We start from the raw sequence: 20,835 nt of genomic DNA on the forward strand, positions 1-20,835 counted from the left end.
TTATAAAGATAAAGAGAGAGAATTGAAATTACATCTTGTCACACATAATCCACAACCAGCGCATTTGTTTGTATCTATTCTCACACTGTGAAGTTCTTTTATGAGATGGATCGCATCATAAACACAACTTTTAACACATAGCCCGCATTCTGTACATTTTTCATCTTTTACGGTTGGAAATATCAAATTATAATTTGCCTCATTAACAATATTTTTTTGAGCAATACCCCTAATTTCCTCTAAAGACTTAAAATTATGGTCGTCCAAATACTTTTCAATTTCATTGGCAATCTTTTTATATATTTGAGGTCCATTCAAAATAGCTGCAGTACAAACTTGTATCGCTTGGGCTCCTGCCATTATCATTTTTATTGCTTCTTTACCTGTACTGATTCCACCTACTCCAACCACGGGAATATTAACCGACCTTACAGCCTCAAAAACAGCCCTCAAAGCTAAAGGAAATATTGCCTGACCTGATAACCATCCGAACCCATTTTCGCTTCCCAATAAAGGTTTACCGTTCTCTAAATCAATGTCTAAAGTAGGACCAAAAGAGTTGATTAAGACCAAACCATCTGCACCAGCCTTTTCAGCCTCTTTAGCGAACGTTGGAATGTCTATTTGAGGACTAAGTTTTACCATAACGGGTAGATCTGTACTTTCTTTTGCCGCTCTTATACTATTAATCATGGGGGTAGGGTCATTACCAAGGTAATGTGTAGACAGTTCAAAAGCATCAGCGAACCGTTCTACTTTTGGTATTACTTCTTTTATATCTTCAGAGGTATACCCAACGCCTATTATCACAGGCAACCCTGTTTCAACTACCTGAGGATATTCATTTTCAATCCATTGTTCTAGAGATAATTCGGACCAAAGTTCGGTATTTATAAACCCTCCTTTTACTTGAGCCATGTTTGGTTTTGGAACTTTTGCAGCCCTCACAGAAACGGTTTTGGTAACGATCGCTCCAGCTCCCCCTTTTTTGGCTTTGTGAGCACTCTCTCCATCTTTAATAGGTGGTCCAGCCGCAGGCATTACAGGTGTTTTTAACAACATTCCCAGTAAATCGACAGATATATCAGCCATAAATTCACTCCTTTATTGAAAGTATTAGTTTTATCTGGCTTAGCACCTTTTTGTAAACTTCTTCACGGTTTTCTGAAGTCACGCTAAATATTTGAACATCTTTTCTATTCCTAATCTTATCCAAAAATGGATTAGATTCATCCTTTATTACACCCAAAACAGGTTTATCACTGTTTAAAACTTCATATACTTTCTGCTGGAACTGGTAAGCAGTTAACTCGAATCTTCCCAATTCATCCATGATTACAATCTCAGCATCATCAATGTTTGTAAGAAGTTGTACACCAATTTCGTTAAATACTTGAATACTTATCTCCCAATTTTTAGAGTTATCTTTTCTGCAGGCAAATCTGTTATATTTAGATTTTTTAGATCGATCACCGTTATTAAATGAAGATGCTTCTACTAAATAAAAGGCGTTCCAATTATTTTTTTTACCTTCTCTATCAACTGAAAAACCACAAACATGCAATGATAGTTGATTAATCACTTTACGTATAATCGTTGATTTACCTACACCTATAGAACCTGTAAGAAAGATGTTATTTTTAAACATTCTCTTTTTCTTTTAGAGCTTTAAGAATTTTTTCAGGGGTGATAGGCAATTCATAAAATCTAATACCTATAGCATCGTATATAGCGTTAGCAATGGCAGGGGAAGCTGCAATGGTTGTTGGTTCTCCTATACCTTTTGCACCAAATGGCCCGATAGAATCTTCATTTTCTATTAATACAGAATGAAAATTCGGAATATCCATAGAAGTTGGAACCAAGTAACCTGTCATATTTGGATTTAATGTGATTCCATTTTTTATTACTTGTTCTTCCATAAGAGCCATACCTATTCCTTGAGTTGTACCACCCTCTATCTGTCCTTCCACATTTATAGGGTTTATAGCTTTTCCACAATCAAGTGCGGTGTAAACATCTTTCACATCAACTTTTCCAGTGGTTGTGTCAACCTCTACATCGACTATTTGAGTCATAAAGGTATAAGCAACGTAGACTTCATGGGCCTGTCCGGATATTAAATCGGGAGAATATGTTGGTGGAAAGTAGGTCGCTTCACCTTTCAAAGTTTCACCTTTTTCTTCTACCTTTCTTTTTAAATCCCAGTAAGTAATTGTTTTTTCAGGGTTAGGATTGTAGATGATTGTTCCATCTTTCAAAGTTAGTTCAGGATAATTACTATTGAACTCTAAACTCGCATAATGGAAAATTTTTCCCTTTAAGTTCTCACACGCTTGTTTTACGGCGTTCCCTGTAAAGGTAGTTTGACGAGTTGCAGATGTTGATCCTGAATTCATAGTTTTATGAGTATCTCCCTGAATGACTTTTATTTTTTCAACCCCTACAGAAAGAACTTCTGCCGCAATTTGACTGATAACCGTTAAAACTCCTTGTCCTACATCGGCAGCCGCGGTTACCACTAAAACCTTTTCATTATCCGTAAATTCAACCGTCGCATGAGAAAAATCGGGAAATCCTTCACCGTAACCATATCCGAACATTATTGTAGCCATACCTCTTCCTTTTTTCTTCAATGTCGAACACCTTCTTTCTCTTTTGAAAGCTTTAAAGCTTCCTGTATTGTTTCAACGACGTTGACACTTTGTGTAAGCTTTTGACCATTTGGAGTAATTGAGCCAATTCTGTAAGCGTTCTTTAGTCTAATCTCTGCTGGATCCATACCCAACTTTTCAGCTAATATGTTCATTTGAGATTCATAAGCAAAAGCCATCTGCGTTGTTCCAAATCCTCTCATGGCTCCACCATACGTATTATTAGTGTAAACGGTATAAGCTATACCCTTAACGTTAGGTACATTGTATGGACCTGTACAATGATACATACCTTTATGTACAACAGCAGGACCACTGGATGCATATGCTCCGGTATCCCCTACAACTCCAACCTCCCAAGCCTTTAGAATTCCATCTTTTGTGGCTCCTGTTCTAGCCTTAATATACAGTGGATGCCTTTTAGACTGTGCAATCATAGATTCTTCTCTGGTGTAAGTTAATTTAACAGGATGTTTTGTACTCATTGCAGCTAAAGCTAAATGTATATGTACAGAAATATCTTCTTTTCTACCAAATGCCCCTCCAATAACGGGTTGTATTATCCTGATTTTTTCTTTTGGTAAATTTAAAGATTGGGCTATATCAGCTTGTGTATCGTGAAGCCATTGTGTGGATGCCCAAATAGTTATTACACCTGTTTTTTCATCGTAAACAGCTACACCAGACTCTACTTGTAAAGGTAGTTGATCAACATGCTGCGTTTTATACTCTCTTTCTATTATTACATCAGATTCGTCAAAACCTTTTTTTACATCCCCTTTGTTTAATTGATGAGTAACAACTATGTTTCCACCTTCATGAATTTTTGGAGCGTCTTCTTCCATTGCCCTGAAAGGATCGGTAATGACCTCTAATTCTTTAACTTCGACTTTTATTAAATCAATAGCTTTAGTGGCAATTTCTTTACTCTTTGCAACAACTATAGCCAATGCGTCTCCCATAAAGCGTGTTTTTTCTCCTATTCCTACTAAAACAGGTTGATCTTTAATTATCAATCCAAACTTGTTCAAATGAGGATAATCCTTTGCAGTGATAACTTTAATTACTCCAGGTAATGATTCAGCTTTAGAGACATCTATTTTTTGAATATAAGCGTGTGGATGCGTAGCACGTTTAACTTTCACATAGAGCATGTCCTCAAAGTATATATCATCCGGATAGATGGCTTTACCCAATACTTTGTCTTTGGCATCAACTTTGAAAACATTCTCTCCTACATATTTATTTGGTATCAACTTTCTCACCTCTCTTATACTCAGCAATTTTAGTAGCCGAGAGTTTGACCGCATCTATTATTTTTTGGTATCCAGTACATCTACAGATATTGCCGGATAAACCTATTTTTATTTCCTCTTCCGTTGGGTTTGGAATTTCGTCAAGAAGTTTCTTAGTTGCTAGTATAAATCCAGGTGTGCAAAAACCACATTGTACAGCTCCAGTTTCAATGTATGCCTCTTGTATAGGATGTAAAATATTTTTATCACTCAAACCTTCAATAGTAACTATTTCTGCGCCATCTGCTTCGTATGCAAGCACTAAGCAAGAAGCTACGATTTTATCATTCATTATAACCGTACATGCACCACATTCTCCTTTTCCGCAACCTTCTTTTGTACCTGTAAGATTCAGATCGTCCCTAATTAAGTCTAACAAACGGGTAGTTGAATTTACATTGCATTCTCTTTTAATACCATTTATGGTAAAGCTTATTTTCAATCTACCCTCACCATCCTTTCTATTTCGTTTAATGCGCTAATTGTTAGATTTTTAGCAACTTCCCTTCGATATTCTTTGGTACCTCTTATGTCGTCTATTGGTGAAATGTTATTGGAGACTACTTTTCCAATCTGAGAATAGTCTAATTCGTTAAACCTTTTTCCAACCATAAGAGGTTGAATTTCTGATATCTCAATTGGAACTGGAGCCACAGAGCCAAGAGAACATTTAACTGTTTTTATGCGTTCATCATCATTGAAGGTCACAACAATAGCCAACGTTATACTTGAAATTATCAAGGCGTTTCTTTTTCCAACTTTTAACCATTTTCCATAAGTGTGTTTTTGAGGTATTGGAATGATAATTTTTTCTAAAATTTCATCATTTCTAAGTACGTTTTTTTAGGTCCTAGAAAAAACTCTTTTGCAGGGACCTCACGGGTTTCATTTTGGGAAGTTATTTTGAATACAGCATCGTAAGCTATTAAGGGAGGTAATAAATCTCCAGCAGGGGAAGAATTTGCAATATTACCACCAATGGTACCCCTGTTTCTGATTTGTGGTGAACCGACATCTAAGGCAGCTTGACTTATTAGCGGTAAATATTTTTGTATAATTTCAGATTTTACTAATTCCTCGTGTGTGACTAGAGCACCCACTTCTATTCGATCGTTGTTTATTTCAATTTTTTTTAGTTCATCGAGGTTCTTTAAACTCATCCACCTTTCTACTTCATCAAGACGGTCAAAGTAATCTACCAGAAGATCTGTGCCCCCTGCGATGATTTTGATGTTGGGGCTGTATTTTGCGAGAATCTCTGTGGCTTCTTTCAATGTGGTGGGAGCAAAGTAATCATCAGAATCTCTCCCAAAATCTTCTTGCTTGCTCCCTAGTTCTCCTGTGTATTCTTTCATAATCTAAAACCGTCACCTCCCGATTATCCATAATAATTTTGCCGTCTATAATAACTGTTTCAACCATCCCACCGTTCACTCCAAAAAGGATATGAGAATAAACGTTATCTTTTTCTATTGGAGTTGGTGGAATATAATCTACTATTATTAAATCTGCACGAAAATTTTCTTTTATTTTTCCAATTTCGACACCTAATAGGTTTGAAACAATTTGTATATTGTTATTAAAGGCCATGTTGTAAACTTCGTTCCACCCCGCTTGTGGATCACCCAATTGATGTTTTTGGAGCAAGTTTGCAACCTTTATACTTTCGAACATATCGTGTGTATAAGCATCTGTTCCCAGACCGGTTAGGATTTCGTGATCAAAAAAATCTTTTATTGGAGCTGCTCCTACCGCGTTCCCCATGTTTGATTCTGGATTGTGAACAACCCACGCACCACTCTCCTTCAAAATAGGAATCTCTTCTTTCTTGATATGAACACCATGAGCAGCTAAGGTATGTGGCCTTAATATTTTAAATTTCGTTAATCTATCGACTACACCCATGTAACCTCTTTTTACGCTGTCCTGTAAATCTTCTCTCCCCTCAGCAACGTGGATATGAAACGGAACGTGTAACTCGTCTGCTAATTCTGAAGCTTTATTTAAGGTTCTATCTTCAAGTGTAAAAGAAGCATGTAACCCAATCATTCCACCTAACTTATCATTTTGAGAAACCCGAATTTTTCTAATAAACCTTTCATTTTCTTTCAGAGATGCATCGCTTTTAGTTTGACCATGTCTATCTGATACTTCATAACAAAGATTAGCCCTTATACCAACTTCCATTGCTGCTTGTGCAATGATGTCTAAACTGCCATCTATATAATTAAAGCTAGCATGATGATCAAAAATGGTGGTAACTCCGTTTTTTATACACTCTAAAATTGCAAATAACGCACTATAATAAATATCATTCTCGTTTAAAGTGTTGTCTAATCTCCACCATAATTTTTCTAATATTTCTAGAAAGTTTTGTGGGGGAGTGCCAGTTTTTAAGTTCATTCCTTTGGCAAAAGTACTGTACAGGTGAGTGTGAGTGTTTATTAAACCAGGCATTAGAATTTTATCTTGGGCGTTTTTGAAAACAGCGTTTGGATATTTTTGAAGTAAAACTTCGGTTTCTCCTATTTCTTTTATTTTTATGCCTTCTATTAACACCGCACCATTATTAATTATAGGAGTTTCTTCGTCAAAGGTGAGAACAGTGGCGTTACCTATTAACAACATGTTCATTTACCTCCAAATTTTTAGGCCTCGAGTATCCTTTTAGATAGTTCATTAGCCTTTTCGATGATTTTTCTTTCATCAACTTTAACAAGTTCACCATCTTTTACAACTATTTCTCCATTGACTATCGTAATATCTACAATTTGAGAATCACCTGTATTAATAATCATTGAAATAGGATCATAAAAGCCTCCTGCATAACCCAATCGATCCCAACGAACCAAGAACATATCTGCGGCCTTACCTTCTTCTAAACTTCCAATTTCCGGCTGATTTATAACTTCACTTCCACCTTTTGTGGCCATACGCAATACATCCTCGGTAGTGATAGTGCTTATACCGTAAATTAATCTGCTCATCAAAAAAGCAGTTTTCATTTCTAAAATCATATTAGAAGAATCGTTGCTTGCACTCCCATCGACAGCTAGGCTTACTTTAACACCCTTTTTTAACATAGAAGGGATCTTTGCAGCCCCAGAGGCTAGTTTTGAATTAGAAACGGGGCAGTGAGCAACCCCTGTTTTAGTTAATGCCAGTTTAGCTATCTCTTCTTCGTTGAAATGAACTCCATGGGCAAACCATACATCAGAACCTAACCAATCTAAACTCTCCATGTATTCTAAAGGTCTCTTACCAAAGGCATCTATACAAAATCTCTCTTCGTCTTTTGTTTCAGCTAGATGTGTATGACTACAAACACTATATTCTCTTGCCAATTGAATAGATTCGTTGAGGAGTGTAGAAGTCACAGAGAATGGAGAGCATGGAGCTAGAACGACTCTATGCATGGCAAATGGAGAAGGATCATGAAATTTTTCGATAATTCTTTGGGAATCTTTCAAAATTTCGTTTTCTGTTTGAACGACGGAATCAGGGGGCAGACCTCCATCTTTTTCACTCAATGACATACTTCCTCTACTGCCGTGTAATCTGATGCCGATTTCCTTTGCTGCATAAAATTCATTGTCAAGAAGATCTGGTGGTTGATTTTTTGGAAAAACATAGAAGTGATCAACAGATGTTGTGCATCCGGTTTTGAGTAATTCGGCTGTTGCAACTAAAGTACTGTAGTAAACAACCTCTGGTGTCAACTTTGACCATATGGGATACAAAAACTTTAACCAATCAAATAATTCTACATTTTGTACTTGAGGAATGTTTCTTGTAAAGGTTTGATAGAAATGATGATGTGTGTTAATTAATCCTGGATATACATAATATTTGGAACCATCTATAACTTCATCAATTTGTTTGTCTGACACTTCTATATTTTGGGAAATTTTATGTATTATCTTATCTTTAATTAAAATATCGTGATCCTTCAATTGATCCTTCTTCGCGTTCATAGTGGTTATGACTTTAGCATTTTTTATCAATATGTTCGACATATATATCAGCCTTCCTTTATTTGTGTGACTGCTTCTATTGCTTCGACTATTTGCTGATATCCAGTACATCTACAGAGATTTCCTTCTATTGCAGTTTTTATTTCTTCCTTTGAGGGGCTGGGATTTTTATTCAACAAAGCCTTGGCGGACATAATCATTCCAGGTGTACAAAAACCACATTGAACGGCTTGATGATCAATAAAAGATTGTTGAATTGGATCTAATTTTCCATTAACTTCCAACCCCTCGGTCGTAAGAACTTCATAACCATCAATTTGAGCTGTTAATATCAAACATGAATGAACAGCTTCACCATTTAAAATAACAGTACAAGCTCCACATTCGCCTACTGCACATCCTTCTTTTACACTTGTTAATTTCAACTGATTGCGTAGAGTATCAAGAAGTCGCTCCGTTGGTTCCACTTGTAATGTCTCTTTTGTATTGTTCACATAGAGAGTTACTTCAATTTTTCTCATTTTTTGAATACCTCCATAAACATAAGTTTCAATCAATTTTGTACACTGCTTGTTTCTTTGCTTCCAATTGTGTTGTAGAATGGAAGACGGAGTGTATCTAAATCAGCACCTTTTTCCACAGCTATTAATTCAGCAAGTATCGATATGGCTAATTCTTCTGGTGTTTCTGCCTTAATTGGTAGACCTATGGGGGCATGAATCTTGTCCAAAAAGTGTTGGGAGACGCCAACTTTGAGAAGATTTTTCTTCATTTCAGCAATCTTGTGCTTTGAGCCTATGACGCCAAGATAGGCAAAAGGTTTATTTTCAAGGGATTGTACTACCTCTTTGTCTACAGCATGTCCCCTCGTTACGACCACAACATAACTTTTGTTGTGTAAGCGTATTTCAGTATCCAAGGCCTCTTTTAATGGAGAACAAACCACATGTCCCCAGGGTATATTATCCTCATTTGCAAAATCTCTACGATCGTCCCATACGGTTACCTTGTAGCCAGTTAGAGTCGCCACACGAGCCAAAGCTTTACCCACGTGCCCTGCACCGAAAATAACAACTTCACGATTCTGCCCTATCACTTCGAGGAACACTCCCAAACTACCCCCACAGATGGCACCTTCATCTCCAGCTTCTTTTGTGTTGAGCGATTCCCTATATAGAAGAACTTGAGCTTTGCCTTTAAGTAAATTGAGAGCTTCATCGATTACATGGTGTTCGACTATGCCTCCTCCTATGGTTCCAATTGTACTGCCGTCTGCACTAACCCACATTTTGGCTCCCATACTGCGAGGAGTAGATCCCTTTTCTTCAACGACTGTACACAAAACCCCTTCAGGTCCTTCTTTAAGAGCTTTATCTATTGCTTTTAGAATGTCTTCGTTCATATGTGTTGCACCTCTCTTTATCAAAATCAAAATCTTTGGCTTGAGTTTGTAACCTCCATGATAGCCTTTTTGAAAATTGCCCCTAAGGCTGGTTTTTTGTAAGGAGTAGACCATCTTTCACCAGTTATTTTCACCATTTCGTCACCTATTTTTTTTGCTAACTCTTCCAAATTTAATTGATTGGCTTTTTGATTTAGTATTTCCCCTTCTATATTCTTAAATCTTACCGGAAAAGGTGTTGCAGAACCTGGAACTATTCTTATATCTTCAATTTTTGAGTCTTGTTCATTTATTTTTGCAACGACAGCTAAGTTTAGTCTTGCTATATTCAAAGCTCTTCTTCTTCCAATTTTTTGAAAACTAAAACGATAATTTTCATCTACTTTCGGTATTATTATTTTAGTTACAAGTTCATCTTGATTTTTACTAGTCTTGTAAGGTCCTACAATATACTGATCTAAAGGCATATATCTTTTCCCATTTATGGAGCTTAGCTCTATCTTAGAATTTAAAGCCATCAAAGGAGGAATTAAATCAGCTGCTGGAGATGCGTTGGATATATTTCCTCCAACGGTACCTCTGTTTCTAATCTGAACGGAACCTATACTTTTTGCTGCAGTTACGAGAAATGGGAAATATTTGTTGATAACGCTTGATTGAATTAACATTGTATGCGTACACAAAGCTCCCAACTCGACATTATCTTCCTTTTCATCTATATATTGAAGACCTTTGATATTAGAAATATCCAATATATAATCAAATTTTTCTAATCTTTTACTTTCTTTATGTATATCTACCAGTATATCAGTTCCACCAGCTAATACCTTTATATTTTCATATTTATGCATATATTCTAAAGCAGAATCAACATCTTTAGCAATTAAAAAATCATATTCAATCATTTTTTCTTCCTTCCTTTTTTCAAAGAATGACCTACAACAATTTTCTCTAAGTTTATGGGCAAGGATCTTATTCTTTTCCCAGTTGCTTGAGCAACAGCGTTAGCTATAGCAGCAGCACCTAATTCTAAGGTGGGTTCTCCTACGGATTTTGCTCCGTAAGGCCCACTAGGATCAGGGTTTTCAACTATAATGGGAGTTATATCCGGCATATCTTTTACTGTGGGTATCAAATATTCGTCAAAATTGGTGTTGTTGATGTATCCCTCGTCTATATCCAACTCTTCCATGATACCGTATCCAAGGCCCATTGATATTCCACCATAAAATTGTCCAAGAACGCTTGCTGGATTGATAGCTCTTCCAACATCATGAGCAGCTACCATTTTCAAAACTTTTATCTCACCAGTGCAGATATCAACTTCAACTTCTGCTATCTGACATCCATAAACATATGTAAAATAGGGTCTGCCTTGCCCTGTTTCTTCATCCCAACTTATCTCAGGTGATTTGTACCAACCATATGAAGATAAAAAGACGCCAGAGTTGTATGCACTGGAAGCAGCTTCATCAAAAGACATTAATTTTTCTTGATCGGGAGTATAAATCGAATTGTCTTTAAATATTAATTCTTTGTTGGATAAATTGTATTTTTTAACAAGAAAATCCGTTAATTTCTGCTTAAGCTTTTTAGCGGCATCTATTGTTGCATTCCCACCAACCAATGTCGCACGAGAAGCCACCGTAGAACCGCTATCTGGAGATATCAAAGTATCAACGACCATGAAGTTGATCTTTTCAATATCGATCCCTAATTCTTCAGCTACAATTTGAGAGAAGGCAGTTTTAAGACCTTGTCCATTTTCAGCCAAACCGCTGTATAAATATAATGTTCCATCTTTTTGTATGGATAATATGACACCAGCAGCATCTACAGCTTCTGCTCCTAAACTACAGCCTCTATAACTTATAGCCATTCCTATTCCTTTCCTTTTATCACCTTTTTGTTCCTTACTGTATTCTTTGTATTTTTCTAAAAAATTGAGCGATTCAGTAGCCTTTTTAATTACTTCTCCGAGACTGACTTTGTGATTATCAAGTTTTTGGCCACTTGCTGTTACAGAATTATCGTGAAAAATATTTTTCAATCTAAGTTCCAAGGGATTCATCCCAAGTTCTTGAGCTAATTCATCCATTAGGGATTCATTGGCAAATATAACTTGAGGAGAACCGTATCCACGCATGGCTCCAGTGTATACATTGTTGGTATAGTATCCAAAAGTGTCTGTCTTAACGTTTGGAATTTCATAAGGACCAGTAGCTTGAACAACAGATCTCCAGGTAACAAATGGGGTTTGACAGGCGTAAGCTCCACTGTCTGCAATTGCCTCAATTTCCATAGCCAGTAACTGGCCATCTTTTGTTGCTCCGACTTTGTATTTCAGTTTGTAAGGATGCCTTTTATAACTTTCGATAATTGATTCTTCCCTTGTATTTTTTAATTTTACAGGTCTATTCGTTTTCAAAGCTAGAACAGCAGCTCGAGCAGCCATAGAAGAAATCACTTCATCTTTGCCACCAAACGAACCTCCTATGTGATTTTGAACTATTCTAACTTGGTTGAATCCAATTTTAAGAACAGAGGCAACTGCGTTACGACAAGCAAAAGGGTTTTGTACAGACCCATATATAGTAACTACACTGTTGTTTTCATAAGGAACGGCAATTACAACCTCAGGTTCTAAGTATGCATGCTCAACAAATTGAGTTTGATACTCTCTTTCCAAAATTACATCAGATCTTTTAAATCCTTCTTCTACATCACCTTTTCTAAGTTTATGGTGAATGACCTGATTATTGTCTTTATCTTCATGGATAGTTGGTGCATTTCTAGACTCTAATGGATCAAAAATTCCAGGGAGCTCTAGGTATTCTACTTTTATTCTTTCAACCGCTTTTTTTGCGGTCTCATAAGTTTCTGCAGCGACCAAGGCTATTCCATCACCTATGAAATAAGTCCTTTCTTTAGCTAAAACTTGTTGGTCTGGGATAATAACACCAAATTCGTTATTTGGTATATCTTTTGCAGTTATAATAGCTTTCACTCCAGGAATTTTTTCGGCTTCATCTAAGTTTATGTTCAATATTTTCGCCGAAGGATACTTAGTTCTCAGAACCTTCGCATACAACATATTTGGAAATTCTAAATCATCTGCAAATTTAGCTTTTCCAGTAACCTTTTCGTATGCGTCTATTCTCTTTTTTGGTTGATTAACAGTTTTAAAAATGATTGTTCACCTCCAAATAATGATCAGGGCCTTCCTCCCATAGTCAAAGCCATGATTGCTTTTGCTGTATGTAAACGATTTTCTGCTTCATCGTATATTATAGAATGAGGACCATCTATAACAGAATCAGTTACTTCTTTGCCTCTGTCTGCGGGCATCGCGTGCATATAAAGGACATCTTTATCGGCTAAAGACATTCTTCTTTCATCACAGATCCAATCTTTGTGTTTTTCAAGATTTTCCTTCATCTGTTTTTTACCTTCATCTGTATCAGGATCTTCAACTCCTAAAAATCCACCCCAATTCTTTGGAATTACAATTTGGGCTCCATCGAAAGCCTCATCCATATCGTTTGTGAACTTTAAACTTCCACCATGTTTTTCTGCGTTTTGCTTTGCTTGTTCTAGGATCTCTGACATAAGTGGAAATTCTTTTGGATGGGCTATAGTCACGTCCATTCCGTACCTTGTAAATAATAATGCCTGAGTTTGAGGGACGGACAAAGGTTTTGCATGAGATGTAGCGTAAGCCCAAGATATAGTGACTTTAATATTTCTAAGATCATTACCACATTTTTCTTTTATTGTCATCAAATCCGCTAAACCTTGTAGAGGATGGTAGAAATCATCTTGAAGGTTAATAACAGGTACATCCGCATATTTTGCAACCTCTCTCATGTAATTGTTACCAATTCCAAAGAAACAGTTTCTTATCGCTATGGCATGACCGAATCGACTCAAGACAATAGCAGTATCCTTTGCGGATTCACCATGAGAAAGTTGCATCTTATCCGGGGTCAGATCATGAGCATGTCCCCCCAGTTGAGTGATGCCAGCTTCTATAGAATTTCGAGTTCGTGTAGATTGTTCGAAAAACATCATAAAGATAGTTTTTGATCTTAACAAATGATCCGTAGGTTCTCCTAATGCAAACCTCATTTTAAGCTCATTAGATAATTCAAAAACAGTTTCTAATTCTTCTTTACTCCATTCTTGTGTAGTTATAAAGTCTTTTCCCCTAAAAAGTGTATTCATCTTATCTCCTCCAATATAATTATATAGCTTTTATAAACCTTCCAAAACCTTTTTCTCCTAGGAAATTTCTATCTTTTACGATTACTTTTCCTCTTAAAATGGTTGTTATGGGAAGTCCTTCCACTTCAAATCCTTCAAAAGGAGTGTATGCTGCCTTCGAATGAGTGTTAGAACTATTTAATACTTCCTTTAAATTTGGATCGAAAATAACTAAATCAGCGTCAGAATCTATAGCTATTGTTCCTTTTTGTGGATACAGTTTGAAAATTTTTGCTGGATTAGTGGAAAGGAGTTCAACCAACCTGTTTATAGAAATTAAACCTTTATTTACCCCATATGTATATGTCAAAGCAAGAAGTGTTTCCACTCCAGGAATACCAGGAAATATATCCAATGAATTTTTACCCATTGATTTTTGCTCTGCATTGTAAGCGCAGTGGTCTGTGGCAATTACGTCTATCAAGCCTTTTTGAATTCCTTCCCACAAAGCTTCGTTATCTTGACTTTCTCTCAATGGAGGAGTCATAAAATAAAAACTGGCTTTAGGACCTTTTAATAATTCTCTTGTTAATAAGAGATAGTGAGGTGTGGTTTCAACATACAATTTAAAATCTTCTAATTTCTTGTAATCTTTTACAACCTGATAGCCTTTTTCAGATGAAAGATGCACGATGTATAACGAAGCGTTAGCTTTATGAGCAATCTCACAAATTTCTTTAACAGCCTTTTGCTCAGCTTCACTTGACCTTATATCTGGATGGTATTGAACATCTAATTTGTTCTCTTTCTGGAATTTGATAATATTTTTTTCAATAATTTCATTATCTTCAGCATGAACAGCTACTATTAAGTCATTATCTGAAGCTGCTTTAAATAAAGGTTCCCATTTCTCAGGAGACAACATATATATATCTCTGTAGGTAGTGAATGCTTTTAAACTAGATATTCCAAAATCTCTAATCTCTCTAAGCTGATGATTTTGCTTAAGTGGGTTGAAGTTGTTGTTAATAACTATATGAAAATGAAAATCAATCACGGAATCTCTAGTTTCTTCTAATCTATTTTCTAATCCTTTCATCAAAGACGTAGCTTCCATATCAGCAAAATCTATGTGTGTAGTTACTCCACCTAAAGCAGCTGATCGCCCTCCCCAGTAGAAGTCATCTATACTGGTTGTACCTCTAGCGTGCAAACTAAAATGAGTATGACTATCTATAATTCCAGGGAAAACATACTTTCCGCTTGCATCTATTACCTCTTCATCCATAAAAGGAGTTAAGTTAGATTCTATTTGTTTTATCTTTTCGTCCAATATTCTAATGTCTTTTTTTTCAGTTTTTGTGGCAGTAACTACGATACCGTTTTTGATTAACACCGTAATCCTTCCTTTTACAAGTATTTTTGAGTATACAACTTAGGTATGCATGCATACATTGCAGCGGCCTTCACCAATTCACTTTTCCATGTTTTTTCGTTGGGAGCATGTGCTTGATCTTCATGGCCAGGACCAAATCCAATACAAGGTATTCCATATCTTCCCATTATGGAAACACCATTGGTGGAAAAAGTCCACTTGTCTACCAACGGTTTTTTCTCAAATAAGTTTTGATACGCTTCTTTGAGAGTTTTACAAGCAGGATGATCTTCTGGTAATACCCAAGCTGGGAAATATGCTTGTGTTGGATATATTAATCCCGTGTAGGATGGTTTTTCATAGGTGTAAAGTTCCACATCAGCGTTATGTTTCTCGGATGAAGGTAAATTTTTAATCTCTTTTAAAGCATCGTTCCAACTTTCTCCCCAAGTCAATCTCCTATCTATGGATATAGAACAACCATCTGCAACCGCACATCTAGAAGGAGAAGAGAAGAAAATTTCGGAAACTGTCAAGCTACCTTTTCCTAAAAAATCATCATTTTTTAAACAAGTATGTAGTACTGGTAACTCTTTAACAATATCCGCCATTTTATAAATAGCATTGTCTCCTCTTTCAGGTGCTGAACCGTGGCAACTAACACCATGCGTAGAAACTTTTATTTCCATCCGCCCACGTTGGCCTCTATATATATTACACGAAGTTGGTTCGGTAATAACGACAAATTCGGGTTTGATTTTATCTTCTTCAATTATGTATTGCCAACAAAGTCCATCACAATCTTCTTCTTGAACTGTTCCAGTAATTAGAAGCGTATAATCGTCAAATAAATCTAAATCTTTTATAATCCTAGCTCCGTAAACCATAGAAGCCATTCCACCTTCTTGATCACTAGCTCCTCTCCCAACGATAATTTCATCGTCTTCGTAACCTTTATAAGGATCGTAATTCCATAAATTTATATCTCCAATACCTACTGTATCTATATGAGCATCCATAGCTATTAAGTGTTTTCCGTGGCCAATGTAACCTAAAATGTTCCCCATTGGATCAATATCTATTCTGTCAAAACCAACTTTTTCCATCTCTTCTTTAATTCTTAAAATAACATCTTTTTCATTTCCACTTTCACTTGGAATAGCAATCATGTCCCTAAGAAATCTGGTCATGTCTTTTTTGTATTCCTTGGCTTTTGATAGTATTTGTTGGTAATTCATATATTTTAATGAACCCCCTTTTATCTGATAGTTTTATTGCTTATTGCTGTTTTTTTTATGATAGAAATAAATCTCGTTCAACTATTTAATAAGTTATTTAAAATTATATTTTTCTAATAGTTGAGATAATTCATTTAAATTCGGATCTAAAGACAAAGGAGCGCCCGTTGCTTTTTCAGCATTTTTAATATCTTTCAGACCGTTCCCAGTAACAACAACCGCAACACTTTCAGAAGGTTTGATTATGCCGTTTTCAACAGCTTTTTTTATACCAGCCACTCCTGCAACTCCTGCAGGTTCACCAAAAATGCCAGTATTCTTTCCTAAAATTTTTATCATATTTAGTATTTCATCATCTGTTACATTGATCATATCACCATTTGAATCTTTAATGGCTTTGATAGCTTTCATATAATTTCGAGGTTTTCCAACTGCTATGCTATCAGCAATTGTGTTTTCTGGAACGGGAATCAGATCTGTACCTTTTTTAAAAGCTTCAGTTATTGGTGCGCAACCTTCAGATTGAACACCTAATAACTTTGGTAATTTATCAATGAATCCGATTTGTTTTAAATCATATACACCTTTCCAAGCACCTGCTATTGTGCAGCCATCACCCACGGAGTAAACTAACCAATCAACCATTTCCCAATTTAATTGTTCAGCGATTTCAATTGAAGAAGTTTTTTTACCTTCAACTAAGTAGGGGTTTATCGCAGCGTTTCTGTTATACCAGCCCCACTTATCAATAGCTTCTTGTGATAGATAAAAAGTTTCTTCATAAGACCCCTTTACTGATAAAACTAAAGCTCCAAAAACCAATAGCTGAGTAACTTTTCCAATTGGGGCTCGCGAGGGAACAAAAATAACAGCCTTCATTTCATTTCCCATAGATGCTATGTTCCCCGCCAACGAAGAGGCAGCGTTCCCAGTAGAAGCGCAGGCAACGATGTTCATGCCTGCCTCTTGTGCTTTTACAACAGCTATAGCTGAAGCCCTATCTTTCAAAGATCCTGTTGGATTTAAACCATCATCTTTAATGTAAAGGGTTTCTATACCTAACAGTTTCGCCATAACATCACTTTTGTATAAAGGTGTGCCTCCAATCTTCAAAGGGGGTTTAGGGGTGTTAGGTTCTATAGGTAAGAGTGGTGAATATCTCCATATAGATGGATCAGGATTTGCTTTTAAATCTTGCTTATTCCAATCTTTTTTTATCTTTTCGTAATCGTATTCAACATCTAAAATACCTTTTTCTCCACATTTTGGGCAAAGATATTGTGTTGGTGAAGCTTCGTATTTTTCCCCACAAGAAATACAAACCAAATCTTTTACATATTTCAGTTTTCTCCCCTCCAATTTAGCCTAATAATCCCGTTTTTTTGTTAAATTCATTTATTAATTGATCGATTTTGTCTGCAATTTCAAAGGCATTACCCCAATATTTTTCATCGTTGTACCATTGCTCGTTCAATTCTTCTAATTCTTTACCCTGCTGTTCTATCCAAGTATAGTATTTTAAATTGTGTATTCTTTTTTTATCATAATAACTCAGTTCCTGAATAAAGTCTGTTTTTACCCCCATTAGATGCTTCTCAAAATCTACAGCAGCCTGCTGTTCAGAATATTTACCTTTTTGCTCTTGTAACTCTTTAAGCCTAGAATCGTATAATTCCATTGAATCAGTGAATACGGTCATCACAACATCTTTATCTGTTAATTCGTAGTATTTGGCAAATTTTATAGCAGAAAGAACATTTGCAATAGAAGAGATTCCCAGTAAAGATAAATTATTTACTATCGACGAAGAGACTCCCTGTTTTCTTAAAAAGTCTTTCCCTTCAGGTTCGTTGAAAAGCCTTATTAAATTCATAGCATCATTGTCATCTATTGCCATAACCATATCGGTATTTTTAACGTTATGAATCCAAGGCACATGTTTATCTCCTATGCCCTCAATTCGATGGGCACCAAATCCGTTGTATAATAAAGTGGGACACTGCAGTGCCTCTGAGACAGCTAATTTACTATTTGGGTACTTAGATTTTAAATATTCTCCTGAACCCAACGTTCCAGAAGATCCTGAAGTGAGGACGGTTCCTGCCAATCTGTCTTTTTCCCCCATAATTTTTTGCAGCACCTCTTCCATAGCAGGCCCGGTAACTACATAATGCCACAAACGATTGCCCATTTCATCAAACTGGTTGAAAATAACAATATTGTCGTGAGTAGACTTTAATTCATTACATTTATCGAATATCTCTTTTACGTTACTCTCACTTCCGGGTGTTCCTATTACTTCCCCCGCAACTTTTGATAACCATTCGAATCTTTCTCTACTCATACCTTCAGGCAATATAGCTATGGATTCACATCCTAAAAGCTGGGCGTTATAAGCTCCTCCGCGACAATAATTTCCTGTTGAAGGCCAAACGGCTTTTTGAGTAGTAGGATCAAATTGACCGGTTACAAGCTTGGTACAAGGCACCCAAAGGTGGCACCAACCTTGTGGGAGCCGGTTGGGAACCATTTACCTACCAATGCCACGATTCGAGCTTTAACGCCCGTTAATTCAGATGGTAACTCAAAGTAATTTACATCACCATATAAACCACCTTTTGGAACTGGTTCGTTTTTCCATGTAATTCTAAATAAGTTGTATGAATTAACATCCCATAAACCTATATTTTTTAGCTGTTGTTTGATTTTATCAGGAATCAAAGCTGGATCTCGCATCTGTGCAAAGGTAGGTATAATAATATTATTCTCTATAGCCCTTTCTACTGCTTTTTCGAGTACCTCTTTGTCCATAGTAAAATCTATCATCTTATTCCTCCTAGGTCTTTTAAATATTTTTTAGATATGTTCTCATACTTGGAATCAAAAAGGCTTCACAGTGATGTACTTTCAAGATCAAAGCCTTTTTTCTTCGTTAAGTTATTATTATACATCTTTTTGACCAAATAATAAAATTTGATTTTCATTGATAAATCAAATTAATCTTTTTTAGTTGTCTATAAAGAACAATAAACGGGAATAATCATGAATAATCAACTTTATTCATAAGTGGCAATAAGTAAACTTAGGCTTTATATCCATTCTTTTCCTTTTTTGGTTCTGGTATCAAAAGGTTTAAAATAAAAGCGGTTAAAAATCCAACAGTAATGTTAGAAGAAAAGACAACAGCCATCCATTCTGGTAATTGGTTCACTATGTCGGGCCTAAATGTAACTCCCAATCCCAAAGCTAAAGAAAAAGCTAATATAAACATTTTTTTATCGCTTAGTCCACCTTTTGTTGCAATTTTCATACCTGCCATCGCTACCATTCCAAAGAGAGCTATAGTAGCACCTCCTAAAACAGGTTTAGGCATAACGCTTACTAAAGCACCAATTTTAGGAAAGACACCTAATAGTATCAAAACAATTGCCACACCGTAGCCAACGACTCGACTAGAAATTTTACTAAATTGAATAACTCCAGTATTTTGACTGAAAGTTGTGTTAGGAAGAGTATTAAAAACAGCTGCTAAAGCACTCCCTACACCGTCCAATAAAACTCCTCTTTTTAATCTTTCATCGTGAATTTTGCCTTCAATTGGTTCGCCACTAACTTCAGCAATAGCTGTCAAATCACCTACTGTTTCAATTGTAGTAATAATATATGCTAAAATCCAAGGAATGATAAGTGCCCAATTAAATGATAGCCCATATTTAAATGGGATAGGGACTGTTACCCATCCAGCTTCTACAATCGGAGCAAAATCCACCATACCCAACGGTATTGCAACCAGATATCCTGCAACTAAACCAATAGCCACCGCCCCAGCTTTTATGATGCCTTTGCCATATATATTTGCAATCACTATGATTATTAATACGAACAAAGCTATGGCTAAATTTTGCACATTCCCAAAATCAATAGCTCCAACTCCTCCACCAATGTCGGTTATGGCTGTTTCTATCAACCCTAAACCTATTAACATTACAACTGTACCAGAAACTACAGGAGGGAATATCTTGCGAGTTTGAGCTAAAAACCGACTCAAAATCATCTCAACCGGGGACGTAATAAGTGCCATACCTAAGACTAAAGGTAACCCCCCTAAGTTTGCAGCGACAATCGCCATAGGAACAAATGTAAAACTTGTCCCTTGTACTGCTAATAGACCGCTACCAAAAGGTCCTAATTGTTTTACTTGAAAAAAAGTAGTTACCCCGGAAATAATCAAAGCCATGCTGACGAAATATCCCGTTTCTAGAGGATCCAAGCCCACTACCCCCGCGATTATCAAAGGTGGAGTAATGATACCAACGAACATAGCTAACATGTGCTGAATACTCAGAACAACCGTTGCATAAAACGGAGGTTTGTCTTCAAGTTTGTATAAAACTTCTGTTCCTTTTTCTTCTTCCGTAGTCTTTTCTGTGCTATCTCCCATTAATAATCACCCCTTTGAAAATGAATAGGATTTTTACTTAAACATTAACTTTAATTATACTTTAGTTTTGCTTTATTCGCAAGTAAAGTTTTTTATAGATTAATGGGTTTAATCGTTTTTACTTCCTGTTATTTTTTTATAATTCCCCATAATCTGATATATTTAACTTAACGTATAAATTATGATATAATCTCAATATAGATTGAGAAGTAATTGTACAGTTTTAAAAATAATTTAATTGTTCGAAAAGGAG

The 20,835-nt window shown here is 36.1% G+C and carries 18 protein-coding genes and 1 pseudogene; all 19 read right to left on the minus strand.

Features of this window, described 5'->3' with window-relative positions:
- Entirely contained in the window at window positions 1-1,092 is a 1,092-nt protein-coding gene (locus NAAC61_RS05435; RefSeq protein ID WP_202695455.1) for a 4Fe-4S dicluster domain-containing protein, read from the minus strand.
- Window positions 1,093-1,096: 4 nt separating this feature from the next.
- Window positions 1,097-1,648, minus strand: a complete 552-nt coding sequence (locus NAAC61_RS05440) for a nucleoside-triphosphatase (RefSeq protein ID WP_202695456.1) — start codon at window positions 1,646-1,648, stop codon at window positions 1,097-1,099.
- The gene (locus tag NAAC61_RS11195; protein WP_202695457.1) at window positions 1,641-2,636 is read right to left on the minus strand and encodes a molybdopterin cofactor-binding domain-containing protein; all 996 of its coding nucleotides are present in this window, start codon (window positions 2,634-2,636) and stop codon (window positions 1,641-1,643) included. Before NAAC61_RS11195 ends, NAAC61_RS05440 begins: the two co-directional genes overlap by 8 nt.
- Complete coding sequence (locus NAAC61_RS11200) at window positions 2,633-3,910, minus strand: molybdopterin cofactor-binding domain-containing protein (protein WP_202695458.1); 1,278 nt, start codon at window positions 3,908-3,910, stop codon at window positions 2,633-2,635. The genes NAAC61_RS11195 and NAAC61_RS11200 overlap by 4 nt, the downstream gene beginning before the upstream one ends.
- Window positions 3,897-4,391 carry a (2Fe-2S)-binding protein gene (locus tag NAAC61_RS05455; RefSeq protein WP_103067409.1) on the minus strand — a complete coding sequence of 165 codons (495 nt, stop codon included), beginning with the start codon at window positions 4,389-4,391 and terminating at the stop codon, window positions 3,897-3,899. Before NAAC61_RS05455 ends, NAAC61_RS11200 begins: the two co-directional genes overlap by 14 nt.
- Complete coding sequence (locus NAAC61_RS05460; RefSeq protein ID WP_202695459.1) at window positions 4,388-4,690, minus strand: hypothetical protein; 303 nt, start codon at window positions 4,688-4,690, stop codon at window positions 4,388-4,390. The genes NAAC61_RS05455 and NAAC61_RS05460 overlap by 4 nt, the downstream gene beginning before the upstream one ends.
- 71 nt (window positions 4,691-4,761) lie before the next feature.
- Entirely contained in the window at window positions 4,762-5,304 is a 543-nt protein-coding gene (locus NAAC61_RS05465) for an FAD binding domain-containing protein (protein ID WP_202695460.1), read from the minus strand.
- Window positions 5,246-6,577, minus strand: coding sequence for a putative aminohydrolase SsnA (gene ssnA / locus NAAC61_RS05470; RefSeq protein ID WP_202695461.1), 1,332 nt, complete (start codon window positions 6,575-6,577; stop codon window positions 5,246-5,248). The genes NAAC61_RS05465 and ssnA overlap by 59 nt, the downstream gene beginning before the upstream one ends.
- Window positions 6,578-6,597: 20 nt before the next feature.
- Window positions 6,598-7,965, minus strand: coding sequence for an 8-oxoguanine deaminase (locus NAAC61_RS05475; protein WP_202695462.1), 1,368 nt, complete (start codon window positions 7,963-7,965; stop codon window positions 6,598-6,600).
- Between the two features lie 5 nt (window positions 7,966-7,970).
- Window positions 7,971-8,444 carry a (2Fe-2S)-binding protein gene (locus tag NAAC61_RS05480; RefSeq protein ID WP_202695463.1) on the minus strand — a complete coding sequence of 158 codons (474 nt, stop codon included), beginning with the start codon at window positions 8,442-8,444 and terminating at the stop codon, window positions 7,971-7,973.
- Window positions 8,445-8,476: 32 nt separating this feature from the next.
- The gene (locus tag NAAC61_RS05485) at window positions 8,477-9,325 is read right to left on the minus strand and encodes an XdhC family protein (RefSeq protein ID WP_202695464.1); all 849 of its coding nucleotides are present in this window, start codon (window positions 9,323-9,325) and stop codon (window positions 8,477-8,479) included.
- 26 nt (window positions 9,326-9,351) lie between these two features.
- Entirely contained in the window at window positions 9,352-10,230 is an 879-nt protein-coding gene (locus NAAC61_RS05490; protein ID WP_202695465.1) for an FAD binding domain-containing protein, read from the minus strand.
- On the minus strand, window positions 10,227-12,419 hold the full coding sequence (locus tag NAAC61_RS05495) for a xanthine dehydrogenase family protein molybdopterin-binding subunit (RefSeq protein ID WP_202695466.1): 2,193 nt from the start codon (window positions 12,417-12,419) through the stop codon (window positions 10,227-10,229). The genes NAAC61_RS05490 and NAAC61_RS05495 overlap by 4 nt, the downstream gene beginning before the upstream one ends.
- Window positions 12,420-12,538: 119 nt before the next feature.
- Window positions 12,539-13,549 (minus strand): ornithine carbamoyltransferase, encoded by a 1,011-nt coding sequence (locus tag NAAC61_RS05500; RefSeq protein ID WP_202695467.1) that lies wholly within the window; start codon window positions 13,547-13,549, stop codon window positions 12,539-12,541.
- 19 nt (window positions 13,550-13,568) lie between these two features.
- Window positions 13,569-14,924 carry a dihydropyrimidinase gene (hydA, locus tag NAAC61_RS05505; RefSeq protein WP_202695468.1) on the minus strand — a complete coding sequence of 452 codons (1,356 nt, stop codon included), beginning with the start codon at window positions 14,922-14,924 and terminating at the stop codon, window positions 13,569-13,571.
- Between the two features lie 14 nt (window positions 14,925-14,938).
- A complete protein-coding gene (locus NAAC61_RS05510; RefSeq protein ID WP_202695469.1) occupies window positions 14,939-16,141 on the minus strand; it encodes a YgeY family selenium metabolism-linked hydrolase in 1,203 nt (400 codons plus the stop codon).
- 93 nt (window positions 16,142-16,234) lie between these two features.
- Window positions 16,235-17,500, minus strand: a complete 1,266-nt coding sequence (locus NAAC61_RS05515) for a threonine synthase (RefSeq protein WP_202695470.1) — start codon at window positions 17,498-17,500, stop codon at window positions 16,235-16,237.
- Between the two features lies 1 nt (window position 17,501).
- A pseudogene (locus NAAC61_RS05520) lies at window positions 17,502-18,967 on the minus strand (phosphoribosylaminoimidazolesuccinocarboxamide synthase).
- Window positions 18,968-19,223: 256 nt separating this feature from the next.
- The gene (locus NAAC61_RS05530; RefSeq protein WP_012209516.1) at window positions 19,224-20,582 is read right to left on the minus strand and encodes a uracil-xanthine permease family protein; all 1,359 of its coding nucleotides are present in this window, start codon (window positions 20,580-20,582) and stop codon (window positions 19,224-19,226) included.
- Between the last annotated feature and the right edge of the window lie 253 nt (window positions 20,583-20,835).

Source organism: Petrotoga sp. 8T1HF07.NaAc.6.1, from assembly GCF_016772115.1.
GTDB lineage: Bacteria > Thermotogota > Thermotogae > Petrotogales > Petrotogaceae > Petrotoga > Petrotoga mobilis.

Bases quoted from the DNA above. Each gene is read 5' to 3' on its own strand.
- NAAC61_RS05435 (WP_202695455.1), bottom strand. From the start codon at position 1,092: ATGGCTGATATATCTGTCGATTTACTGGGAATGTTGTTAAAAACACCT.
- NAAC61_RS05440 (WP_202695456.1), bottom strand. From the start codon at position 1,648: ATGTTTAAAAATAACATCTTTCTTACAGGTTCTATAGGTGTAGGTAAA.
- NAAC61_RS05465 (WP_202695460.1), bottom strand. From the start codon at position 5,304: ATGAAAGAATACACAGGAGAACTAGGGAGCAAGCAAGAAGATTTTGGG.
- ssnA (WP_202695461.1), bottom strand. From the start codon at position 6,577: ATGTTGTTAATAGGTAACGCCACTGTTCTCACCTTTGACGAAGAAACT.
- NAAC61_RS05475 (WP_202695462.1), bottom strand. From the start codon at position 7,965: ATGTCGAACATATTGATAAAAAATGCTAAAGTCATAACCACTATGAAC.
- NAAC61_RS05480 (WP_202695463.1), bottom strand. From the start codon at position 8,444: ATGAGAAAAATTGAAGTAACTCTCTATGTGAACAATACAAAAGAGACA.
- NAAC61_RS05485 (WP_202695464.1), bottom strand. From the start codon at position 9,325: ATGAACGAAGACATTCTAAAAGCAATAGATAAAGCTCTTAAAGAAGGA.
- NAAC61_RS05490 (WP_202695465.1), bottom strand. From the start codon at position 10,230: ATGATTGAATATGATTTTTTAATTGCTAAAGATGTTGATTCTGCTTTA.
- NAAC61_RS05495 (WP_202695466.1), bottom strand. From the start codon at position 12,419: ATGTTGTATGCGAAGGTTCTGAGAACTAAGTATCCTTCGGCGAAAATA.
- NAAC61_RS05500 (WP_202695467.1), bottom strand. From the start codon at position 13,549: ATGAATACACTTTTTAGGGGAAAAGACTTTATAACTACACAAGAATGG.
- NAAC61_RS05510 (WP_202695469.1), bottom strand. From the start codon at position 16,141: ATGAATTACCAACAAATACTATCAAAAGCCAAGGAATACAAAAAAGAC.
- NAAC61_RS05530 (WP_012209516.1), bottom strand. From the start codon at position 20,582: ATGGGAGATAGCACAGAAAAGACTACGGAAGAAGAAAAAGGAACAGAA.